The sequence below is a fragment of the Marinobacter sp. HL-58 genome (assembly GCF_001314605.1).
GTDB lineage: Bacteria > Pseudomonadota > Gammaproteobacteria > Pseudomonadales > Oleiphilaceae > Marinobacter.
Map to the genome: position 1 here is coordinate 166030 of NZ_LIHP01000001.1, position 19721 is coordinate 185750.

The 19721-nt window shown below is 57.8% G+C and carries 16 protein-coding genes; 11 read left to right on the forward strand and 5 right to left on the reverse strand.

Annotation, left to right across the window (positions count from 1 at the left end):
* Positions 1–80 precede the first annotated feature (80 nt).
* The 4 genes from HLUCCO03_RS00750 to HLUCCO03_RS00765 are packed head-to-tail and all read left to right on the forward strand — an operon-like array spanning position 81 to position 2714.
* Positions 81–1100: a hypothetical protein gene (locus tag HLUCCO03_RS00750; protein ID WP_027829822.1), complete on the forward strand. Its 1020-nt coding sequence runs from the start codon at positions 81–83 to the stop codon at positions 1098–1100.
* A gap of 58 nt (positions 1101–1158) precedes the next feature.
* Complete coding sequence (locus HLUCCO03_RS00755) at positions 1159–1509, forward strand: hypothetical protein (protein WP_027829821.1); 351 nt, start codon at positions 1159–1161, stop codon at positions 1507–1509.
* Between the two features lie 12 nt (positions 1510–1521).
* Positions 1522–2214 carry a C39 family peptidase gene (locus tag HLUCCO03_RS00760; RefSeq protein ID WP_027829820.1) on the forward strand — a complete coding sequence of 231 codons (693 nt, stop codon included), beginning with the start codon at positions 1522–1524 and terminating at the stop codon, positions 2212–2214.
* Positions 2215–2246: 32 nt separating this feature from the next.
* Entirely contained in the window at positions 2247–2714 is a 468-nt protein-coding gene (locus HLUCCO03_RS00765; protein ID WP_197025621.1) for a hypothetical protein, read from the forward strand.
* Positions 2715–2732: 18 nt separating this feature from the next.
* Here HLUCCO03_RS00765 and HLUCCO03_RS00770 read toward each other — a convergent pair whose 3' ends face one another.
* The 3 genes from HLUCCO03_RS00770 to HLUCCO03_RS00780 form a co-directional block, all read right to left on the reverse strand.
* Positions 2733–3809, reverse strand: a complete 1077-nt coding sequence (locus HLUCCO03_RS00770) for a transporter (protein ID WP_027829819.1) — start codon at positions 3807–3809, stop codon at positions 2733–2735.
* A gap of 12 nt (positions 3810–3821) precedes the next feature.
* Positions 3822–5198 carry a sigma-54 dependent transcriptional regulator gene (locus HLUCCO03_RS00775; protein WP_051603719.1) on the reverse strand — a complete coding sequence of 459 codons (1377 nt, stop codon included), beginning with the start codon at positions 5196–5198 and terminating at the stop codon, positions 3822–3824.
* Between the two features lie 289 nt (positions 5199–5487).
* Positions 5488–5979 (reverse strand): acyl-CoA thioesterase, encoded by a 492-nt coding sequence (locus tag HLUCCO03_RS00780; protein ID WP_027829818.1) that lies wholly within the window; start codon positions 5977–5979, stop codon positions 5488–5490.
* 227 nt (positions 5980–6206) lie between these two features.
* On the opposite strand from HLUCCO03_RS00780, the gene HLUCCO03_RS00785 reads away from it, so the two are divergent.
* Entirely contained in the window at positions 6207–8024 is a 1818-nt protein-coding gene (locus HLUCCO03_RS00785; protein ID WP_027829817.1) for an SLC13 family permease, read from the forward strand.
* Positions 8025–8040: 16 nt separating this feature from the next.
* Here HLUCCO03_RS00785 and HLUCCO03_RS00790 read toward each other — a convergent pair whose 3' ends face one another.
* Complete coding sequence (locus tag HLUCCO03_RS00790; protein ID WP_036197021.1) at positions 8041–8667, reverse strand: TetR family transcriptional regulator; 627 nt, start codon at positions 8665–8667, stop codon at positions 8041–8043.
* A 157-nt stretch (positions 8668–8824) separates the two neighbouring features.
* On the opposite strand from HLUCCO03_RS00790, the gene HLUCCO03_RS00795 reads away from it, so the two are divergent.
* The 4 genes from HLUCCO03_RS00795 (at position 8825) to HLUCCO03_RS00810 (ending at position 15406) form a co-directional block, all read left to right on the forward strand.
* Entirely contained in the window at positions 8825–10027 is a 1203-nt protein-coding gene (locus HLUCCO03_RS00795; RefSeq protein ID WP_027829816.1) for an efflux RND transporter periplasmic adaptor subunit, read from the forward strand.
* Positions 10027–13164, forward strand: a complete 3138-nt coding sequence (locus HLUCCO03_RS00800) for an efflux RND transporter permease subunit (protein ID WP_027829815.1) — start codon at positions 10027–10029, stop codon at positions 13162–13164. Before HLUCCO03_RS00795 ends, HLUCCO03_RS00800 begins: the two co-directional genes overlap by 1 nt.
* An 80-nt stretch (positions 13165–13244) precedes the next feature.
* Positions 13245–14369, forward strand: coding sequence for a heparan-alpha-glucosaminide N-acetyltransferase domain-containing protein (locus tag HLUCCO03_RS00805; protein WP_027829814.1), 1125 nt, complete (start codon positions 13245–13247; stop codon positions 14367–14369).
* Positions 14330–15406: a serine hydrolase gene (locus tag HLUCCO03_RS00810; RefSeq protein WP_081813452.1), complete on the forward strand. Its 1077-nt coding sequence runs from the start codon at positions 14330–14332 to the stop codon at positions 15404–15406. Before HLUCCO03_RS00805 ends, HLUCCO03_RS00810 begins: the two co-directional genes overlap by 40 nt.
* Before the next feature lie 43 nt (positions 15407–15449).
* Here the strand turns inward: HLUCCO03_RS00810 and HLUCCO03_RS00815 are convergent, their stop codons facing one another.
* Positions 15450–17423, reverse strand: a complete 1974-nt coding sequence (locus tag HLUCCO03_RS00815; RefSeq protein ID WP_027829813.1) for a hypothetical protein — start codon at positions 17421–17423, stop codon at positions 15450–15452.
* A 184-nt stretch (positions 17424–17607) separates the two neighbouring features.
* Between HLUCCO03_RS00815 and senA the strand changes: the two genes are divergently transcribed.
* Both senA and HLUCCO03_RS00825 read left to right on the forward strand, forming a co-directional pair.
* A complete protein-coding gene (gene senA, locus HLUCCO03_RS00820) occupies positions 17608–18945 on the forward strand; it encodes a selenoneine synthase SenA (protein WP_027829812.1) in 1338 nt (445 codons plus the stop codon).
* 30 nt (positions 18946–18975) lie between these two features.
* Entirely contained in the window at positions 18976–19719 is a 744-nt protein-coding gene (locus HLUCCO03_RS00825; RefSeq protein ID WP_027829811.1) for a putative 4-mercaptohistidine N1-methyltransferase, read from the forward strand.
* Positions 19720–19721: the final 2 nt, after the last annotated feature.

Here is a 19721-nt window from a genome sequence, read left to right on the forward strand (position 1 = left end):
GTCTGAACCTTGGCTTACCGAAGGCTAGCGGTTTCAGTCGGATCCCTCCAGAAGCCAATAATCGAAAAGGAAGCGACATCATGAATACCAGGAAAAATTTGCTAGCAGCTGCCATTGCAATGAGTCTGGGTATTTCCGGTTTTGCCTATGCCGACCAGGGCGGAGACGGCGATCCGAATACCAACGCGGACAATACCTCCACTGCGAACAACGACCAATCCGGTAATACCAATTCCGGTAACGACAACTCGAACTATCCAAATAATTCCACTAACGATAGTGGAAATGATTTTTCGGATAGCTCGAATAATCCGGATAATTCTACCAACGATAGTGGAAATGATAACTCGGATAATTCCAACACTCTGGCGGACAGTCAGAACGATAACTCCGATGGGTCTACGAACGACAGTGGAAATGATAACTCGGATAATTCCACTACGCTGGCGGACAGCCAGAACGACAACTCCGATGGCTCCACTAACGACAGTGGAAATGATAACTCGGATAACTCCAATACGCTGGCGGACAGCCAGAACGATAGCTCCGATAACTCCACTAACGACAGTGGAAACGATAACTCCGATAATTCCACTAACGACAGTGGAAATGATAACTCGGATAACTCCACCGACCTGGCGGACAGCCAGAACGATAACTCGGATAACTCCACCGACCTGGCAGACAGCCAGAACGATAACTCCGATAACTCCACTAACGATAGTGGAAATGACAACTCGGATAATTCCACTAATGACAGCGGGAACGATGAATCTGATAACAGTGTGAATGATTCCTACAATACCGCTGACAGTAATAACGACAGCTCTGATAATAGTTCTATGGAGCTGGACATGGATATGTTCATGAATAACGCCGAGCTGAACGGCACCGTATCTGGTACTGCAACCACCTACGGAAATGCCAATGGTGAAGGTTCCTACACCGAAGTTCGCAACAGCAACGAAATCTCCGGTGGCTCAGCGAACTTCACTGGCGTTGGTGCGTTTGCCCAGAACGCAGGAAACGGGAGTGTTACACAGGCTAACGTCAGTGTAATGTCGAACCTGTCCACCGGTGGCGGTGGCGGCACTCAATAAGGAATCCAGGCCGCACCTGCTGTTACCGGTGCGGCCCGGTTATTCCGGGAGAACTGCCATGGGTCGCACAATCAGATGGAAACTGAAGGCTGCCTTGCTGGCGTTAATGTTCGGGGCAACGGGATTTGTATCGGCCGAGGAGTGGATGGATGCCGCACCGATGTCGGCGGATCAGCTGGCGGATGCAAGTGGTCGCCAGGGAATCCCGATGCAGTGGCAGATTAACGATAACCAGCAGAATGCGAATGTGTCCGATAACCTGCTGTCGGGGAATGTTGTCACAGGTGATAACAGCATTTCCGACAATGCGTTCGGCAACATGAGCGGGGTTGCTACGGTTATCCAGAACACCGGTAACCAGGTGGTCATTCAGGACAGTACCCAGATCAACATACTGATCAATCACTAAAGGAGGTGGGCCATGGCCATGAAGGTTCTTGTTGCAATCTTCGCGAGTGCCGGGCTGCTGTGGTCCACTGCCTTCGCCGGCTCGGTGATGGTGCCGGGTATAGGCGGTGATGTCCGGGTCAAGGTCAACAGTTTCGAGGACCAGCGGTTTGACAGCGTCATGCGCCAGCAATACGACTTCAGCTGTGGCTCCGCGGCGGTTGCTTCGCTCTTGTCTTTTCATTACGAAGACCAGGTGACAGAACACGATGTCTTCGTCGAGATGCTTGCATTGGCCGACGAACAGAAAGTGCGCCGGGAAGGTTTCTCCATGCTTGATATGAAACGCTATCTGGAGGCCAGAGGGTATCAGGCTGACGGGTTTCGCATGCCATTGAGCGGCCTGAAGGAGAAGGTGCGCCTGCCCATGATTGTGTTGTTGAACATTGACGGTTTCCGGCACTTCGTGCTGATCAAGGGGATCAGTGACGGGGAGGTCCTGGTAGGGGATCCGGCGCGGGGGCTGAAGGTTTATTCCTACGCAAAATTCAGCGAGTACTGGAACGGGACCGCCTTTATAATTCGCAGCCACATAGACAAGGGACGTGACGGATTTCTGGACGACGGGCATTGGCCACAGGTTGCCAGAGCGCCGATAAAGAGAGCCCCGGGTGGTCCTTCACTCGGGCACACATTGCCTTACTGGCCCTCCTCAAGGGAATGGTGATAATGATGGTCCGGATACCAGCAATTATTTTATTGATTGTTTCGTTCGCGACCGTGTCGCCAGCTGTCCGGGCTGAACTGTCCCTTGGTGTCGAGCCCCTGAGTGACCCGGAACTGTCCGAGTACCGTGGCGGCTTCCTGATGGATGACCTGGAAATCAGTATCGGTCTGGAACAGGTTGTCGGTATTAATGGTGATACCCTGGTGGTCAATCGCCTGACCATTCCCAATCTTAACCAGACAGTCAACGGCGGTCTGGTAGACCATCAAATGGAAACCGTGCTGGAGGTCATCAGCGCCAACCGCAGTGGCGGTGCGCGGGTATCCAGTAACATGGCCGGCACCAACGGGTGGATGACGGTGGTCCAGAACAACCTCGATAGCACCGTCATCCAGAATATGCATCAACTGAACATCGAGCTGAACAATCTGGGGGCCGGTGTCGGCAATCAGTTTCCGGCACGGTTCAGTGATCAGCTTGTCCAGTTGCTCGGCCGCTGATATCCCCCTCAATTCCTCCTAAAGGCTGATGGGAAGCTTGAGAGTAATTTCGCTGTTGGGCGCATTTTCCGTAACCCCCACGCTTACCGTCAGGCTCAGTGATGTGGACTGTGACAGCCGCTGGGACAGACCAAACGACAGGGACCCGATCTGGATGCGGTCGAAATTGGAGGCGAACAGGTCGTTATCGACCTCGAAGGTGGTTTTACGGATGATGGAGTGGTCATAGCCAAGGCTGAAAGACGTACGGTCGTTAAAGGAAAATCCCATTCCGAAGCCAAAACGTACAATATCCCCGGGGTCGACGGTACCGCCGTTCTCGAAGCCCTGCTCCTCTTTCAGAGTCCAGACGTAACTCAGGTTTCCGAACAGCACGGCCGGATCCGTCGGGTAGATGAATGAGAGGCCGGGTTCGAATGACCAGAAACCGGAACCGGTGGGGCGGTTTTCCAGCTCTACGCCTATCGGATTGCCGTCATTATCCCGGATGATTCTCTGGTCAACGTCGTATGGCCCATCGCCGGTTGGCGCTTTTACCCGCATTGCACCAATGACGAAGGGCCAGCCACCCAGGCCGTCGGTTAACTGGTAACGGGCGGAAAGTTCAACATCACCAAGGCCCTCACCGGAAGACTCCCGTAAAGTGTCCACCGGTGTGCCCTGGAAAACTTCGCGCTCTCTCAGGTCCTCATTGATGCTGAGGTAAGGCACACGAACGGATGCTTCGAACTTGCTGGTGAAGCCGTACTTGAGTGACATCGCGCCGACAAAAATATCACGCTGGATTTCCGAAATATTGATCAGTCCGATCAGCAGGGCAGGTATCACGGTGTAACCTTCCACCGCGACCGCCGTTGCGTTGCTGTGGGCATGGGAAAACGACGGCTCGATGGTGAAACGTCCCGGCCGGGTAACGATGCCCCGGTCTGCGGTAATGGATGCAACATTGGTCGCCGGGTCGCGCTCCTCCTCTGGTGCTGTGATCGACGTGCTGCCCGGAGCCGAAGTTGAGTCGCTGTCTGTCTGGGCGGCTGCCGGGAGTATTGGCGTAGCTACCGTTAACACAGGGATGAGCAAGAACATTCTTTTAACCATGGAAAACCTCCTTCAGTCACTCTTGGTCGGTGAGGCGGGCGTTCTGTGGGGCACCTGGTGCTTGTCCATCAGCCGGTAAAACGAGACTCTGGAAATGTTGAGCAGCCTTGCTGCTGCGGAAACATTGTTGTGGGCAAGAGCCAGGCTTACCGAGATTGCCCGGCGATCTGCCTGGGAGCGGAAGGCATTGAGGGAAAGCTCATCGCTTTGCCCCTGGTTATTGGCAGGCGTCGCTCCGAACCCCATATCGTCCGGTTCAACGGCCGGGCCCTGTCCAAGCAGCAGTGCCTGCCTCAGCCGGTTCTGCAGTTCTCTCAGATTGCCGGGCCAGGAATGCTCGGCGAGACAGATAGTGGTTGTGGCAGCCAGATGCTTTGGCCCAAGAGAGGGCGTGGCCGCAGAAAGAATCCGGTTTGCCAGCAGGGGGATGTCCTCCCTGCGCTCCCGCAGCGGTGGCAGGTGTACATGCAGGCTGCCCAGCCGATAGAAAACATCACTGCGGAAATCACCGGAAGCCACCAGCTTTTCCAGGGGCGATGTGCTGGTGGCAATCAGCCGGACATTCACCTGTACAGGGGCAGAACCACCGATGCGCTCAATCTGCCCCTCCTGGAGGAAGCGCAGAATGGCAGACTGTTGCTCCGGTTTGAGTTCATCCACACCGACGAACATCAGCGTGCCGCCGTCGGCTTTCTCGATTTTGCCTTTCTGCGCGGTCATGGCATGAGTGAACGAGCCTTTTTCATGTCCGAAAAGTTCGTTCTGGGTCAGGGATAGGGGCAGGGCAGCACAGTTGACGACCACCAGCGGTCTGCGCCTGCGGGAAGATTTGTGATGAATGAATTTCGCTGCTGCTTCCTTGCCGGTGCCGTTTTCACCATAGATGAGTACGGGTTCGTCGGTATTGGCATACCTGGCCAGCAGCTTCCTGGTCTGACTGATCGCAGGGGAAGTGCCTTCGAGAGCGAATTCCTCGTAGCTCATTGGTTTACCCGGAAAAGCCCGTTTCTGGAGCTCCGACATACCCCACAGGTGGCCAAGGGATACCCGCAGCCGCTCAGGCTGAATGGGCAGGGTATGATAATCGCCGCAATGGCTGTTGATAAGCCTGCAGACTTCTGGATTACTGGCCTGGTCCGGTGCCAGAATGGCAACCCAGTGTTCCACTTGCAGCGCATCCAGCCAGCTGCTCGCCAGCGTTATCTGGTCGCTTGAAAGGGGACTGAGATCAAAGACACCAACCCAGGCACTGTAGGTGGAAAGATCACCCGGGTTTATCTCGCTCCTGAGATCAACAGAAATCACCTGCCATTCCGGCAGCAGGGTGTGTTGAGTTGCAGAACCCGGGCACTCCGCCGACAGCCAAACGAGCGGTCGTTTCTCCTCCATGGCGACTCTCCTTGAGTTCGTCTCTGGAAAACGTACTGCTTGGCGTTCAGTCATTTCTGTCAAGGCTGGAACGGCTGGATCCAGTCACTGCCCTGTGACCACTAACGGCTGGGGAACAGGTGTTATGTCCGTGAATTGTTATTCATGTTGTGTGCCAGTTCAGGCACATTGCAGGGATTCAGGCGGTTAGGGTTAAGGTGGAGCCTGTCGCGGGGTGTTGCTTGTAAAGATTACCGACACAATTCTCAGGCTCCGGAGGCGCAGGGGGCTGGTTGAGCGCCCTTGTCAGTCATTGCCCGTCCAGTTTTCTGCGGGTTTCCAGGCGCCCTTCACGGCGGATTTCGGCGTTGTCGAATCGCCGTTTCTGGGCTTCTGTTTCCGGTTTGACCGCGGGCACATCAACGGGTTTGTCGTGCTCGTCGAGCGCCACAAAGGTGAAGAATGCCGAAAGAATGTGCCGGCACTCTCCCGTATAGCTGTTTTCCGCTTCAACCCGGGCACCGATTTCCATGGATGACCCCCAGCTGCGGTTCAGGGCGAGGCTGAAAAGCAGGGTGTCATTGCCCTTGGCGGGTGCACGGAAGTGCATGGAATCCACCGCTGCTGTCACACAGACATGGCCTGAATGCCGTTCCGCAACCACCAGCGCCAGGCGATCACACTTGGCCATGATCATGCCGCCGAACACCGTCTGGTGGGAGTTCATGTCATTCGGGAAAACCTTGTAGACATGTTTGTCGATGGCGGATGCGGAAACCGGCCTGCTGGGTGTGGCTGGCATGGAGTTCTCTCCCGGTGGTGGATATACAGTTACTATACCGGTCCGGGGTTCTGTTTAAAGCGGAACTATGGATGGCTTGACGATCCAGATGCCGAAGTCCGGTGAATGCACAGGCGCCCCAAAGGTGAAACCCATCGGAAATTCATGGAATATGCGTGATGACAGACGCAAATAATGCATGTTGAAGCGACTGATACCGTCAACAAGGCGAGCAGGAGAGACCCCAATTGACCACTGAACAGGGAATTGTATTCGCCGTGCTGGCGGCCACGCTGGGATTGTTCATCTGGAACCGGTTGCGTTTTGATATGGTGGCCATGCTGGCGCTGCTGGCCATTGCCATCGCCGGTCTGGTGCCCACTGAGGAACTGTTTTCAGGCTTCGGTCATCCGGCAGTAGTGACGGTAGCGGCGGTTCTTGTTATCAGCCAGGGGCTGGTAAACGGCGGCGTCGTGGACAGCATCGCCGGCTTGCTGGGGAAGGTGGGGCATCGGCCTACGCTGCAGATTCTCACGCTGACGGGTGTTGTCGCGCTTTGCTCCGGCTTTATCAACAATGTTGGTGCCCTGGCCCTGCTCATGCCAGTGGCGGTCTGGATGTCACGGGAGTCCGGGCGCTCGCCATCGCTGTTACTGATGCCGCTGGCCTTTGGCTCATTACTCGGTGGCACCATGACGCTCATCGGCACACCGCCCAATATCATCATTGCCAGTTACCGTGAAGGCGCCAGTTCGTTCGGGCTGTTTGACTTCGCACCGGTAGGCGCTGCAATCACGGTTGCGGGGATCGCTTTCATAACCCTGGTGGGCTGGCGCCTGACGCCCAGGCGGGGCGAGGATGATGAGGGTGACGGCAAGCTTTTCAGCGTCGGTGACTATCTGACTGAACTGAAGGTTCCCGAAGGCTCATCCTACGCAGGCGCAACGCTCCACAACCTGTTGGCAGACAGTGGCGAAGACAAGGACGTGGTGGTGCTGGCGCTGATCCGCGACGACAATCGGCAGCTTGCACCCTCGACCTACAAGGTTCTTAAAGAAAACGATCTGCTGCTGGTGGAGTCGGATACCGAGAGCTTGCAGGCGTTTCTGGATAAAACCGGCCTGGAGTTAGGCAGTCAGGAAGAGGACGACGACACCGAAACGGAAGACGATAAAAAGGCACGGAAAAAACGGAAGAAGGAACTGAATGAGGGCGAGGTGCAGCTGACTGAGGCGGTCATTACCCCGGAGTCGTCCCTGGTTGGGCAGACGGCCAACCGCCTTAACCTGAGGGAGCGTCATGGTATTAACATCGTCGCCGTGGCCAGGCAGGGGCATCGATTGAAGCGGCGCCTCGGAGACATTCGGTTCAATGCCGGCGACATCCTGCTGGTTCAGGGTGTTGAAGATACCCTCACCAGCACGCTTTCCAATCTTGGCTGCCTGCCCCTCGCAGAGCGCGGGCTGCGCCTGGGTTCACCCCGTAAAATCTTCCTGGCAGCGGGAATATTTATCGCCAGTATCATTGCCATTGTCAGTGGCTGGCTGTCGGCACCTCTTGCCCTCGTGGCTGGTGCCGTAGCGATGGTGCTGGCAGGGCTTATCGATGCCAACGGTGCCTACAAGGCCATCGACTGGTCGGTGATTGTATTGCTGGCAGCGATGATCCCGGTGGGGCAGGCAATGGAGTCCACCGGGGGGGCGGAACTGATTGCCGGGCAGATGCTTGCTGTTGGGAAGGGGCTTGCGCCGGCCGCCAGTCTGGCCATGGTGCTGGTGGGGACCATGCTGCTTTCGAATGTGGTCAACAACGCAGCCGCGGCGATACTGGTGGCGCCCATTGCCCTGAGCCTGTCCGCTGAACTGGGTATGGCCTCCGATGCCATGTTGATGGCAGTTGCAGTGGGCGCATCCTGTGCGTTCCTGACGCCGATTGGTCACCAGTCCAATGCCCTGGTGATGGAGCCTGGTGGCTACCAGTTCGGCGACTACTGGCGACTGGGCCTGCCACTGTCGATTCTGGTGACCATAGTGGCCGTGCCCATGATTCTGTTGGTGTGGGGATAAGGCCTGATCTGGAAGGTCATGAAGAGTTTTCTGTCGCTTTCACTGACAAGCTGCCTTCAGGGCAGATGCCCCGGAAAATGGTATCAACCAGGCTTGTCGCCTCTGCTGCCAAATCGAAGGCATCGGGATTTCTCAGCCAGTCGTAGTAGATGCCCAGCATCTGTGTGTGCAGGGAGCGTGCCGCCTGGGTAGCTGTCAGCGCGGGATGGGGCGGGTGGTTATGGAAGAACCGGGTCATCATCTCAATACTCTCCCGTGCTATTTCCTCCTGCATTCTCAAGCCCCGGTCAGACTCGGTATGGTGAAACAGGATCTTGTAGACGCGGAAATGACGCTTGTCCTCAACGAGCGTTTTCAGCGCGAAGATGCACAGATCCCTCAGGGCCGTCAGATCACCGGACTGGGCGCTGGCGGCGTCTTCAACCATCACCGCCATCGGCAGGTGAACCCGCTCGAGCATGGCGTTGAAAACGTCTGACTTGTTCTGGAAGTGCCAATAGACCGCGCCCCGGGTAACCTGGGCTGTGCGGGCAATCTCTTCCAGCGATGCATGGGCGACACCTTTATCCATGAAGACCTGTTCTGCCGCATCCAGTATGGTCTGGCGCGTGGCTTCGGCTTCCGCCTTGGTTTTTCTGGCCATGGTAAATATCCATCTTTGCGAGCGCTGCTCCGCCCTTTGGCGATTCGCGGCTTCCCTGTTTTTGGTGCCGTATCATGCCAAAGTTTTTTGCATACATCCATGAATGAATGTATCGTTCCGGCAACCCCAGCCCGTATTATCCAAGGAGAACCCTGCCATGCCGTCCCAGGCTGCCCCGCTCTATTATCCGAAATCCCTTCGTAATGCCTTGTTGTTTTCCTTAATCGTGGCCGGTCTGGTCGCCTGCAGCAGCGAGGACAACGAAGCGTCCGGCGAAGGCGGGGGAGGCAGTGAAGGTGGGCAGCCAACCCCGGGGGTAACGGTAGCAACCGTAGAGACGCAGAATGTGGAAGTGCGTCAGGACTATGCGGGCCGGGCTCAGGGAGCCAGGGAGGTTGAAGTCCGGGCCAGGGTTCAGGGCATTCTGGAAGAACGGCTGTATCAGGAGGGTCAGCTTGTCGAGGAGGGCGAGTCGCTGTTCCGGATTGATCAGAAGCCCTCTGAGGCGATGGTGGGAAGTGCCCGGGCAGAGCAGCGGGTTGCCGAGGCGGACTTGCGTCAGGCGGAGCGGGAATGGAACCGGATTTCGTCACTGTACGAACGTAATGCGGTGAGTGAGCGGGATCGTGATACGGCCCAGTCGGACCTTGAGCTGGCAGAGGCCAATCTCGCGGTTGCCCAGGCGGCGGTTATCCAGAGCGAACTGGACCTGGGCTATACCGATGTGCAAGCGCCGGTGTCTGGTGTCACCAGTCTCGAAGACCTGCCGGAAGGGAGCCTGGTCGAGGTGGGTACGCTGCTGACCACCATCGTTCAACAGGACCCGATACACGTCCGCTTTGCCCTCCCCGAAGACGATGCCAGCATTCAGCGCACCGCCCGCCGGGCGATGACCGGCGATGAGGAAGGTCAGTCCATCAGCGCAATCCTGATCCGGGCCGATGGCAGCACCTACGACCAGGAGGGTGAAGTTGACTTTACCGCCAGCACGCTCGATTCGCGCACAGGAAGTGTCTCTGCACGGGCGGTCTTTCCCAACGAGGAAAGCGACATTATCCCCGGTCAGTTTGTCCGGGTTCGGGTAACCCTGCAGGACCTGAAAGATGTGGTCACTATTCCGGAGGACGTGGTCAGTGAGGGTGCCGAGGGCGCCCAGGTCTTTATTGTCGAGGACAACAAAGCCATTGCCCGCCAGGTGGAACTGGGCCCTGTGGTGGATGGTCGCCAGGTGATACTGGAGGGCCTGAGCGAGGGCGACAAACTGGTCGTGAACGGCCATGTATCGCTTCAGAATGGCGTTGACGTCGATGTCACCGATGATGAAGGCGCATCGGATTCCGGTGATGGGGAGTCCAACTGATGCTGCGCTTTTTTATAGACAGGCCGATTTTCGCGTCGGTGATTTCCATCATCATCACGCTGGCCGGTGCCATCGCGATCTTTGGTTTGCCGGTGGAGCAGTATCCGGATGTGGTGCCTCCACAGGTGCAGATTGAGGGCAGTTATCCTGGCGCCAGTGCGGAGGTGATGGCTGACTCGGTACTGGCTCCGCTGGAGCAGGAAATCAATGGCGTAGAAAGCATGATTTACGTGGAGTCGAACAGTACCGACTCCGGCACCTTCCGCGTCACGGTCTCGTTTGATATTGGCACCGATCCTGACCAGGCCACCATCAATGTCAACAACCGGGTCCAGCAGGCCCAGGCCCAGCTACCCCAGCAGGTTCGAGATCAGGGCCTGACGGTGGAGGCAAGGTCGACCTCGATACTGCAGGTTCTGACGCTCTCCTCCTCCGATGGCTCCATGAACGAAGTGGAGATCAGCAACTATGCCCTGCTGAACGTGCTGGATGAACTGGTGCGGTTACCGGGCATTGGCGATGCGTCCCTGTTCGGTGCCCAGGACTATTCCATGCGGGTGTGGCTGCGGCCGGACAAGATGGCGCAGTACGAGCTCACGCCGTCGGACGTGCAGGCGGCCCTGGAAGGGCAGAACGCCCAGTTTGCGGCAGGCCGTATCGGCGCCCAGCCCGCTCCCGAAGGCCAGGCTTTCACTTACACCGTTACCACGCCGGGCCGTCTGACCACGCCGGAACAGTTCGAGGATGTCATCCTGCGCAGTGACGAGCAGGGCGCGAGCCTGCGCCTGGGTGATGTGGCCCGGGTGGAACTGGGCTCGCAAAGCTACGATTTCAGTGCCAATTACAACGGCCAGACCGCTGTGCCCATGGGCGTCTATCTGCAACCCGGCGCAAATGCTCTGGAAGCGGCCGAACAGGTCGAAAACGCGATGGAAGAAATAAGCGCGCGCTTCCCGGAAGGTCTGGAATACAAGATTCCCTACGATACCAGCCGTTTTATTGATATCTCCATTCAGGAAGTGATATCGACCTTCATTATCGCGGTGGTTCTGGTGGTGCTCATCACCTTCCTCTTCCTGCAGCACCTGAGGGCCACGCTGATACCGCTGGTGGCCATTCCGGTTTCGCTGATCGGTACCTTCGCCGGGATGCTGGCGTTCGGATTCTCCATCAATCTGCTGACACTGTTCGGGTTGATTCTGGCCATTGGCGTGGTGGTGGACAATGCCATAATCATCATGGAAAACGCCGAACGGCTGATGAAAGAAGAAGGTTTATCAGCCTACAACGCTGCCGTGACCACGGTGCAACAGGTGTCCGGGGCGGTGATTTCCTCAACCCTGGTGCTGGTGGCCGTATTCGCCCCTGTGGCCTTTCTCGGTGGCCTGTCGGGTGAGCTATACCGCCAGTTTGCGGTCACCATAGCGGTGTCCGTGGTGATTTCGGGTATTGTGGCGCTGACACTGACGCCAGCCATGTGCGCCTTGTTGCTGGGTAGTCAGAGTACAAAACAGCCGGCAGTCTTCCGCTGGTTTGATGCCGGTTTCGACAAGCTCACCAATGGCTTCGTACGTGTCGTGGACTGGTTGTTGCGTCACGCTCTGGTCGGGGTGCTGCTGTTCGCCGCGATGATAGGTGGCACACTCTTCATGCTGAACTCCATGGCCTCGGGCCTGGTGCCCCAGGAAGATCAGGGGTTTGCCCTGGTTGCGACCTCTTTGCCACCGGTGTCGTCGCTGGACCGCACCGAAACCGTGCGGGATAAGTTCACCGAGGATCTGCTGGAAATGGAAGAGGTCAGCGATGTGGTGTCGTTTGCCGGTTTTGATATCCTTTCCAGCGCATTGCGCTCCAACACCGGGGTGAGCTTTGTCACGCTGGAAGACTGGTCAGAGCGTACAGGCGAGGGGCAGGACGCAGCCAGTGTCGCAGGCAAGATCATGGAGCTGGGTGCTGGCGTCAAGGAGGCTGATATCGTCGCCTTTACACCGCCACCGATCCAGGGGCTGTCTACCACGGGCGGTGTCGAAGGGTATATCCAGGCCCGTGGCGGCAAGTCGCCGGACGAGATCAAGGCAATGGCGGACAAGCTGACCGCCGAGGCCAACGAGCGACCCGAACTGCAGAATGTCCGCGTTACCCTGAATACCGGGGTGCCGCGCTATGAGGCCGATGTGGACCGGCAGAAGGCGGAGGCCTCGGGTGTTCCCATTGACCAGATTTTCTCCACCATGCAGAGCACCTTCGGCGCCCTGTACGTAAACGATTTCACCCTTGAAGGTCGTAACTGGCAGGTCAATCTCCAGTCGGAAGGCGAGTTCCGCAGCCATCCGGACGATCTGCGGAAGGTCTTTGTGCGTTCTGAATACAACGAGATGATCCCGTTATCGTCGCTGGTCAAGCTGGAGCGCAGCAGTGGCCCGGATATTCTCAACCGCTTCAACGTTTATCCGGCGGCGAAGCTGCTGGCGGATCCTGCTCCAGGTTACACAACGGGCGATGCGCTGCGGGTGCTTGAAGAGGTTGGCGCTGAAACGCTGGATCGGGACAGTCTGCTGGGCTGGATCGGTGAGGCCTATCAGTTGAACACCGCAGGCGGAACCGGTGGCGTTGCGTTTGGCCTCGGCCTGCTGCTGGTTTTGTTGATCCTGGCAGCCCAGTACGAGCGGCTGGGGCTGCCCATTGCCGTTGCCACGGCGGTGCCGTTCGGGGTGTTCGGTGCGGCCGGCGCTTCGCTGTTGCGGGGTTTCCCGAACGACATCTACTTCCAGGTGGGTCTGCTGGTACTGATTGGGCTGGCGGCAAAGAACGCTATCCTGATTGTGGAGTTTGCCGCCCAGAACCGGCGTACCGGTATGTCCGCCATTGATGCGGCCAGCGCTGCAGCCCGCCAGCGCTTCCGTGCGATCATGATGACCGCGCTGACGTTTATTGTCGGCTCCCTGCCGCTGGCCTTCAGTTCCGGCGCCGGTGCGGCCAGCCGACAGGAGATTGGAACCGTGGTCGTCGGTGGCATGGTGGTAGCCAGTACGCTGGCGCTGGTTTTCGTGCCTCTGTTCTACCGGCTGATTGAAGACCTTGGCGATTGGAGCAGGAGAAAAAGGAAAGAGAACCACGCGAGAAAATCAACGGCCTGACATTCATCCGGTAGTTGCTTTGCTATCGTATAGCAGACAATGCGGGTGAATAATCACCCGCAAGCTATACAGGAGCCGGTGTGCCGGATACTTCTTCTCCAATCAGTTGGTGGCGTTCATCGCCATACGTCGTACCCGTTGAGGGGCGGGTAGACGCGATTGATCTGGCCCGGGGCTTCGCCGTAACGCTGATGATTCTCAGCCACGGCGTCAAAGGCTTGCTGGACTTCGAACAGATTCCGGACTGGGGCATGGTGCCCATTCATGCCCTCACCAAGTTTTCTTCGTCGCTGTTCATCATGGTCTTCGGAATCGCTCTTGCGGTGGCATTCCTGCCCCATGTCGGCACTGACAGTTGGCCGAAAAAACGACTGAAACTGCTATTGGCCGGGGTCAGTATCTTCTTCTGGTACAAGGTGCTGACAATTGTCGAGATGTTCCATCTTGCTGAACCGGAACAGATCATCGATGCGCTGTTGTATCAGACCTTCCCGTCGTTCGTGGAAATCCTCGGGTTCTACGCCATTGCACTGATCTGGGTGCCATTCTTCCTGTCCCTGTGGGTTCGCATGCCCCTGTGGCTGCGGCTGGCAAGCCCGGTATTGATGGTCCTGCTGGCAGAAGTGCTGGCGGCCCGTTTCGGGTTCTGGGGCAGCGCCTCGCTAAGGGCCATCCTGGTAGAGCATGATGAACTCTACACCTGGGGGCAGCTTGCTCGCGGGCCGCTGATCCTGCTGGGGTTGCTGCTTGGCGAGCTGATCCTGTACTGCCAACCGAATGTGAAACGCCGGATGTCGCTGTCGGGTGCTTTGCTGGCGGTGTCAGTGGTGTTGTTTGGCGGTTTTCTGTGGCTGGGATGGCCGGATATTCATCAAACACTCAATGCGATTGCCATGAACGACGGCAAACATCCACCTGAACTGACGTTCATGGTGTTCAGCATGGCCGGCGCGTTGGCGATACTGGCCATAGCACTGGCCGGCGGGCGCCGGCTGGCGCGGGTTCTGAAGCCTGTCACCATTATCGGAAGCGATGCCAGGGCAGCGTTCATCTTTCACATATCCGTCATCTTTGTGGTCTTCCGTTACCTGCTGGGTTACTGGCAGAGTGTCTCCTACGATTACGCCCTGACACTGACTATCGGACTTATCATTGGTACTGCTCTATGGATCAAGCTAACGGCGTGGATGCGTTCCGTTCAGTAACCGGCATCACGCGCTATCTTCTGGCATTCGCAGCACTGATGACGCTGGCCACCGGGCCTGTGTCGGCTGGCTGGGAAGAGGATCTGGAGAAGAAGCTGGCGGGTATTGACGACCGTTACCCGGGTGAGCTGGGAGTGTATGTCCACAACCTTGAGGATGGCAAGACCGCTGACCTGAGGGCCGGGGAAACCTGGTACCTTGCGTCTACCATCAAGGTACCGGTGGCGATGGCCGTCATGGAAGCGGTGGACAGTGGCGAGCTGACCCTGGATACCGACGTAGAGTTGAAAGCGGCGGATTTTGTTGATGGTGCCGGGGAAACCAACTGGAAGTCTCCGGGTGACCGGGTCTCGGTGCGTTACCTGTTTGAGCAGATGCTGACCCATAGTGACAACACGGCCACCGATGTGCTGATTCGGCTGGTCGGAATGGATGCGGTAAACCAGCTTGTGCGCAGGTACACCGACGGTGGCATTGGCGAGGTGACCACGCTGGCGGATGTGCGTCGCTATGCCTACAGTCGCTTTCATGAGCAGGCGATGACATTATCCAGCGATGACATGTTTACCATCAAGAAAGCGGGGACAGGTAATGACCGGGTGCAGGCCCTGGCAGAAGTGCTGGATCTGGATACCGGCGAATTCCTGGTGCCGGATCTGGACGCAGCGTTTGATGGCTATTATGAATCGGGGCTGAACTCCGGTCGTCTCGACGAGTTCAGTCTTTTGTTCGAGGCGCTGGCAGAGCAGGACGGCCTGAGCGACGACAGCAGTGCCTATCTGCTGTCTACCCTGGAGAACATCAAGACCGGGGATAACCGCATCAAGGCGGGGTTACCGGACCATGTCACTTTCATCCATAAAACCGGCACCCAGTATCGCAGGGCCTGTAATATAGGGTTGGTCCAGATGGACGACCACCCGGGCGTGATTATCGCTGCCTGCGGTCGTGGAACACAGGACCTGAATGCGTCGGAACTGGCGTTCCGCCGGGTCGGCGAGGCGGTATCCGAAACGGGTGTGTTTGAGGAGCGTTAAGCCCGGCAAGCCGTTGCGGTTGCCGGGCTCCAGGTGAGCCAGCTTACTGGTCGACTTCTACCAGAATAGCCATGCCGATACGGTCGGATTCGTTATCGCTGTTGGAAACGTACCGATTGGTGAAGATACCGATACTGGCGTCTTCGTTGAAGAATCCATCCAGTCTGGAGGCGCCCCCCTCGTAGTTGAAGCTGACGGTGGCGGCGCCAGTGGCGTCCACACTGACGGTGACATCGTCATAGGGGTCGGCATAGGAATTACGGCTCACCTGCTCGGTGAAACTGTTGCGCTGCACCCGTACCACGCCGCCCTCGAAGTTGGCCTCGGTTTCGGAGGTCATGTTCAGGAACGAGTTGAACCTCAGCGAGCCGAGGCGAATCGCTTCTGTGGTATCGCCGCCCAGGTCCAGGCGCGTATACCCGCTGAGCAGGCGGTAACGCTTGTCGGCGATGGAGAGTTGGCCATCCGGCAGCCGGACCATCAGGGTTCTGTCCAGCCTCGAGGTAACTGGATCGTTATCGACCTCCTCCGCTGCTATCACGGAGATGAAGTCGAGCGAGTCGTTGATAAAACCGTCGGCTGGGCCGCCAATTTCGACAATATCGCCGTCTCCACTGATGGTGTAGTCCAGGCCCGTCTCAGCAGTACCGGTGGTCTCGCTGTAGGTCGCGAGTCCGCCCGGATCAAGCCGAAGTTCTTGTCTTGCCCCAGCGCTGGCAGCCAGCGTGCCGTCGGTACTGAAGCTCACAACGTTTTGCTCGGCTTCCAGCAGGATATCACCGCCTTGGGTTTGTTGGCTGGCCAGGTAGACCCGGCCAAAGTCGCCATCCAGGTCAATGTCGCTGCTCCCCTCCGGGGTGGCGGCGAAAATTTCCAGGGACTGGAAGAGCTCATCACCGAGCTTGTTCTCCGGGTCCAGGTCACCCTCGGCCGTCAGGCCATAGCGAATCACGGTTTCGCTGGGCGACAGCACAAACAGTCTGTGGTTTAACGCTTTCTGGAGACGGTAGGTGAAAGCGGGCGAGCGGAAGCCTTCGGTATCGCCCAGTTCTTCACTGAAATCGCTTTCAACGCTGAGGATATCGTCACTTGAGAAAATGCCCGGGAACTGGTCTTGCTCGTTATCAACCTCGCTACGCGCCTCGAGAAAGGTATTGGCCAGATCTGGTCCGGTCAGCAGTACGTCCGTGCCCTCTTCGCGCGAGCGATTGAAGGTGACATTGCCGCCATCACCGGCGGTGAACTCAAAGTCGCCTCCGAACACGCCCGCCTCCCAGGTACCGCTGCTGTTATTGTCGGAATCATGCAGGCCGAACACCATGCCGGAGGTGCGGTAATTGCCCGCAATAGTGCTGGCATCCCCTGTTTCGGTGGTGGCCAGGGCAATCTGTGCCTCAAGGTCCTCCCCGACAACACTGTCGAGTTCTGCCAGCATCTCTGCAAGCTGGAAGTCCGCTGAAGCGGTCAGGTCGAACTCTTCGACGCGGTCGCGGATCCGTACCACATCGTTGACCTCAAGCGACTCCAGAGACGTGTCGCTGTCGACAAACTTCTGCAGAATGAACTCCGAGGCCGGGTCGATATCCACGGCCTGCTCCACAACTTGCGAGCGCATTTGTGTATCGGCCGAGCCGGTGATGCGTGCCACCAGGTTGCCCGCCAGGTTAACGCCTTCGGGCAGTGTGAGGGTGTAGCTTCCGTCCACCGCGGTCCGGCCTGTGGCCAGTATCTCGCCGATCTGATTGCCATCGTCATCCACCCGGATAAGCTCGACGTCTGCGCCTTCAACCGGTTGCAGGCCGCTGATTGCGGCAGCCACGGGAGACACCAGGAAGCTGGACGCAATTTCGAACAGGCTCGGCTCGCGGAAGCTTGCAACCTGGCCGCCGGGGGAACTGACGGTTCCGCCGACTTCCGTGCCGTCGTCGGAGCCGCTGGAAGATGAGTTGCCGCAGCCGGTCAGAACCACGCTGGCCGCAACTGCCGAGGCTAGTGATAGTTTTTTTATAGACATCATCGGGGAAACCCCTCCACTTATTATGTTGTTCTGCACTGGAACTATGGCAAGTAAAGGTAACGCCCGAATCCCCTGAATAGGGTATATAACCAAAAAACCGCAATAGCACACCCATCCAGCCTGTGGTTTGTTATCGTATCAGTAGAGTGTTCGAAAACACGTAGTACCCTTGGAGAGCCCTAGCGTGGACAAGACAACCCTGTTGGCCGAGCTGGAAACCGCCCGGCAGAGAACCCGGGCGCTGATAACGTCGTTGCCGGAGGAGAAACTGGACGTACCCTACCATCCCGGCGTTAACCCGCCGCTGTGGGAGATGGGGCACGCCGCATTTTTCTATGAGGTGTTCGTGTTTAACCTGCTGGACGGAACGCCCAGCTACAATCCGGCCATGGATGACCTCTGGGATTCTTTCCATGTCGATCACAGGGACCGCTGGTGTCGTGACCTGTTTCCCGGGCGCGAGGAAACCCTGGCCTATTTTGACACCATCTATGAACGCATGGCGGAGCGCATCCGTAACAAGCCACTCACCGACCAGGCCCTGTACCTGTATCGCTATGCCATTTTCCACCAGAACATGCACATTGAGTCCCTGATCTGGTGTCGCCAGACGGTGGGCTATCCGCCAGCGCCGGATTATACCGACGAACGCCTGGCCCCGGGTGACCAGGTCGACGGTGATGCGGTGATCCCGGCCGGTCGATGGCGAATCGGTATGCCCGGTGAGTCTGACGATTACGCGACGACTGATTTTGCCTTCGATAATGAAAAGCCGGGGTTTGAGGTGGACATGGAGTCATTTGCTATTTCCCGGGTGCCGGTCACCAATCTCGATTTCATGGCGTTCGTGGAAGATGGCGGCTACCAGCGCCCCAAGCTGTGGTCCTTCGGCGGCCGTAAATGGCTGCAGACAGAGACGGATGTCTCACTGGTGCATGGCTCCCGTGAGCCGGTCCTGCGCGTTCCGAAACATCCCCTTTACTGGCGCTGGCACGATGACCAGTGGCAGGAGCGGTTTTTCGACCAGTGGCTGCCTCTGAACCCGCAGGCCCCGGTCTGTCACATCACCTATTGGGAAGCGGAAGCCTGGTGCAACTGGGCCGGCCGACGACTGCCGACAGAGTACGAATGGGAAGTGGCGGCCCTGGGTAACCAGGCTGGTGATAACTTCCGGCGCTTTCCGTGGGGAAATGAGTCGGTTGGCCCCGAGCATGCAGATATGGGTGGCCGGACCATGGCCCGGCACCCGGTGAGTGATTTCCCTGGGGGAGACAGCCCCTTCGGATGTCGGCAGATGATCGGTGGTGTCTGGGAGTGGACCAGCAGCCAGTTTTTCCCCTATGACGGCTTCCGGATGGATATGTACCCGTTCATGTCGACGCTGCAGTTCGGGGATCACAAGGTTACCCGGGGCGGCAGCTGCGCCACCTCACCAAATCTGATCCGTGGAACCTACCGCCAGGCCTACCTGGCCCAGAGAAATGATGTCTACACCGGGTTCCGCACCTGTGCGCTCCCGTAAACGTGACCGGATAACCGCTGAGGATCAGCCATGAATGTCTACGAAACCGACGAACTGCTCAGCCAGTACCTGGGATTCCATTTCGGGGAGAGCTATTTCGGTGTCGGCAATTACCCGGCCCGTTGCGCCGGCATCTGCCAGGAGTTGATGGCTGGCCGGGAAAAACGTAAAGCCCTGGATCTGGGATGTGCGGTTGGCCGGACAGCCTTCGAGCTGGGCCGGGTGTTTGATCAGGTCGTGGGTGTGGACCTGTCAAAAAGCTTTGTCGATGCTGCGGAGAATCTCCGGCAGGATGGTGTGATCGATTACTTTCGCCGGGATGAAGGCGAACTGGGCACCAGGGTGACGGCAAGCCTCGAGGAGCTTGGCCTGACCAGGGCGGCGGCGCGGGTATCCTTCGCCACGGGGGATGCCTGCCAGTTGAGCGAGGAACACGGGGATTATGACCTGATTTTTGCCGGTAACCTGATTGACCGGCTCCAGGATCCCGGGGCGTTCCTCCGGGACATTCATCAACGGCTGGCGGATGGCGGCACCCTGGTGATCAGTTCACCCTATACCCTGATGGAAGAATTTACGCCCCGGGCCAACTGGGTTGGCGGTTTCGAGCGCAATGGTCAGCCGCGGACCGTGCTGGATGGTATTCGCGAGGTTCTGTCATCCCACTTTGAAGAGATCCAGCCGCCCCAGGATGTGCCTTTTGTGATCCGGGAGACCCGCCGCAAGTTCCAGCATACCATTGCGGAACTCAGTGCCTGGCGCAGGATTCGCTGACG

Bases quoted from the DNA above. Each gene is read 5' to 3' on its own strand.
- HLUCCO03_RS00760 (WP_027829820.1), top strand. From the start codon at position 1,522: ATGGCCATGAAGGTTCTTGTTGCAATCTTCGCGAGTGCCGGGCTGCTG.
- HLUCCO03_RS00810 (WP_081813452.1), top strand. From the start codon at position 14,330: ATGGATCAAGCTAACGGCGTGGATGCGTTCCGTTCAGTAACCGGCATC.
- HLUCCO03_RS00755 (WP_027829821.1), top strand. From the start codon at position 1,159: ATGGGTCGCACAATCAGATGGAAACTGAAGGCTGCCTTGCTGGCGTTA.
- HLUCCO03_RS00790 (WP_036197021.1), bottom strand. From the start codon at position 8,667: ATGGCCAGAAAAACCAAGGCGGAAGCCGAAGCCACGCGCCAGACCATA.
- HLUCCO03_RS00815 (WP_027829813.1), bottom strand. From the start codon at position 17,423: ATGATGTCTATAAAAAAACTATCACTAGCCTCGGCAGTTGCGGCCAGC.
- HLUCCO03_RS00795 (WP_027829816.1), top strand. From the start codon at position 8,825: ATGCCGTCCCAGGCTGCCCCGCTCTATTATCCGAAATCCCTTCGTAAT.
- HLUCCO03_RS00770 (WP_027829819.1), bottom strand. From the start codon at position 3,809: ATGGTTAAAAGAATGTTCTTGCTCATCCCTGTGTTAACGGTAGCTACG.
- HLUCCO03_RS00750 (WP_027829822.1), top strand. From the start codon at position 81: ATGAATACCAGGAAAAATTTGCTAGCAGCTGCCATTGCAATGAGTCTG.
- HLUCCO03_RS00775 (WP_051603719.1), bottom strand. From the start codon at position 5,198: ATGGAGGAGAAACGACCGCTCGTTTGGCTGTCGGCGGAGTGCCCGGGT.
- HLUCCO03_RS00780 (WP_027829818.1), bottom strand. From the start codon at position 5,979: ATGCCAGCCACACCCAGCAGGCCGGTTTCCGCATCCGCCATCGACAAA.
- HLUCCO03_RS00825 (WP_027829811.1), top strand. From the start codon at position 18,976: ATGAATGTCTACGAAACCGACGAACTGCTCAGCCAGTACCTGGGATTC.
- HLUCCO03_RS00800 (WP_027829815.1), top strand. From the start codon at position 10,027: ATGCTGCGCTTTTTTATAGACAGGCCGATTTTCGCGTCGGTGATTTCC.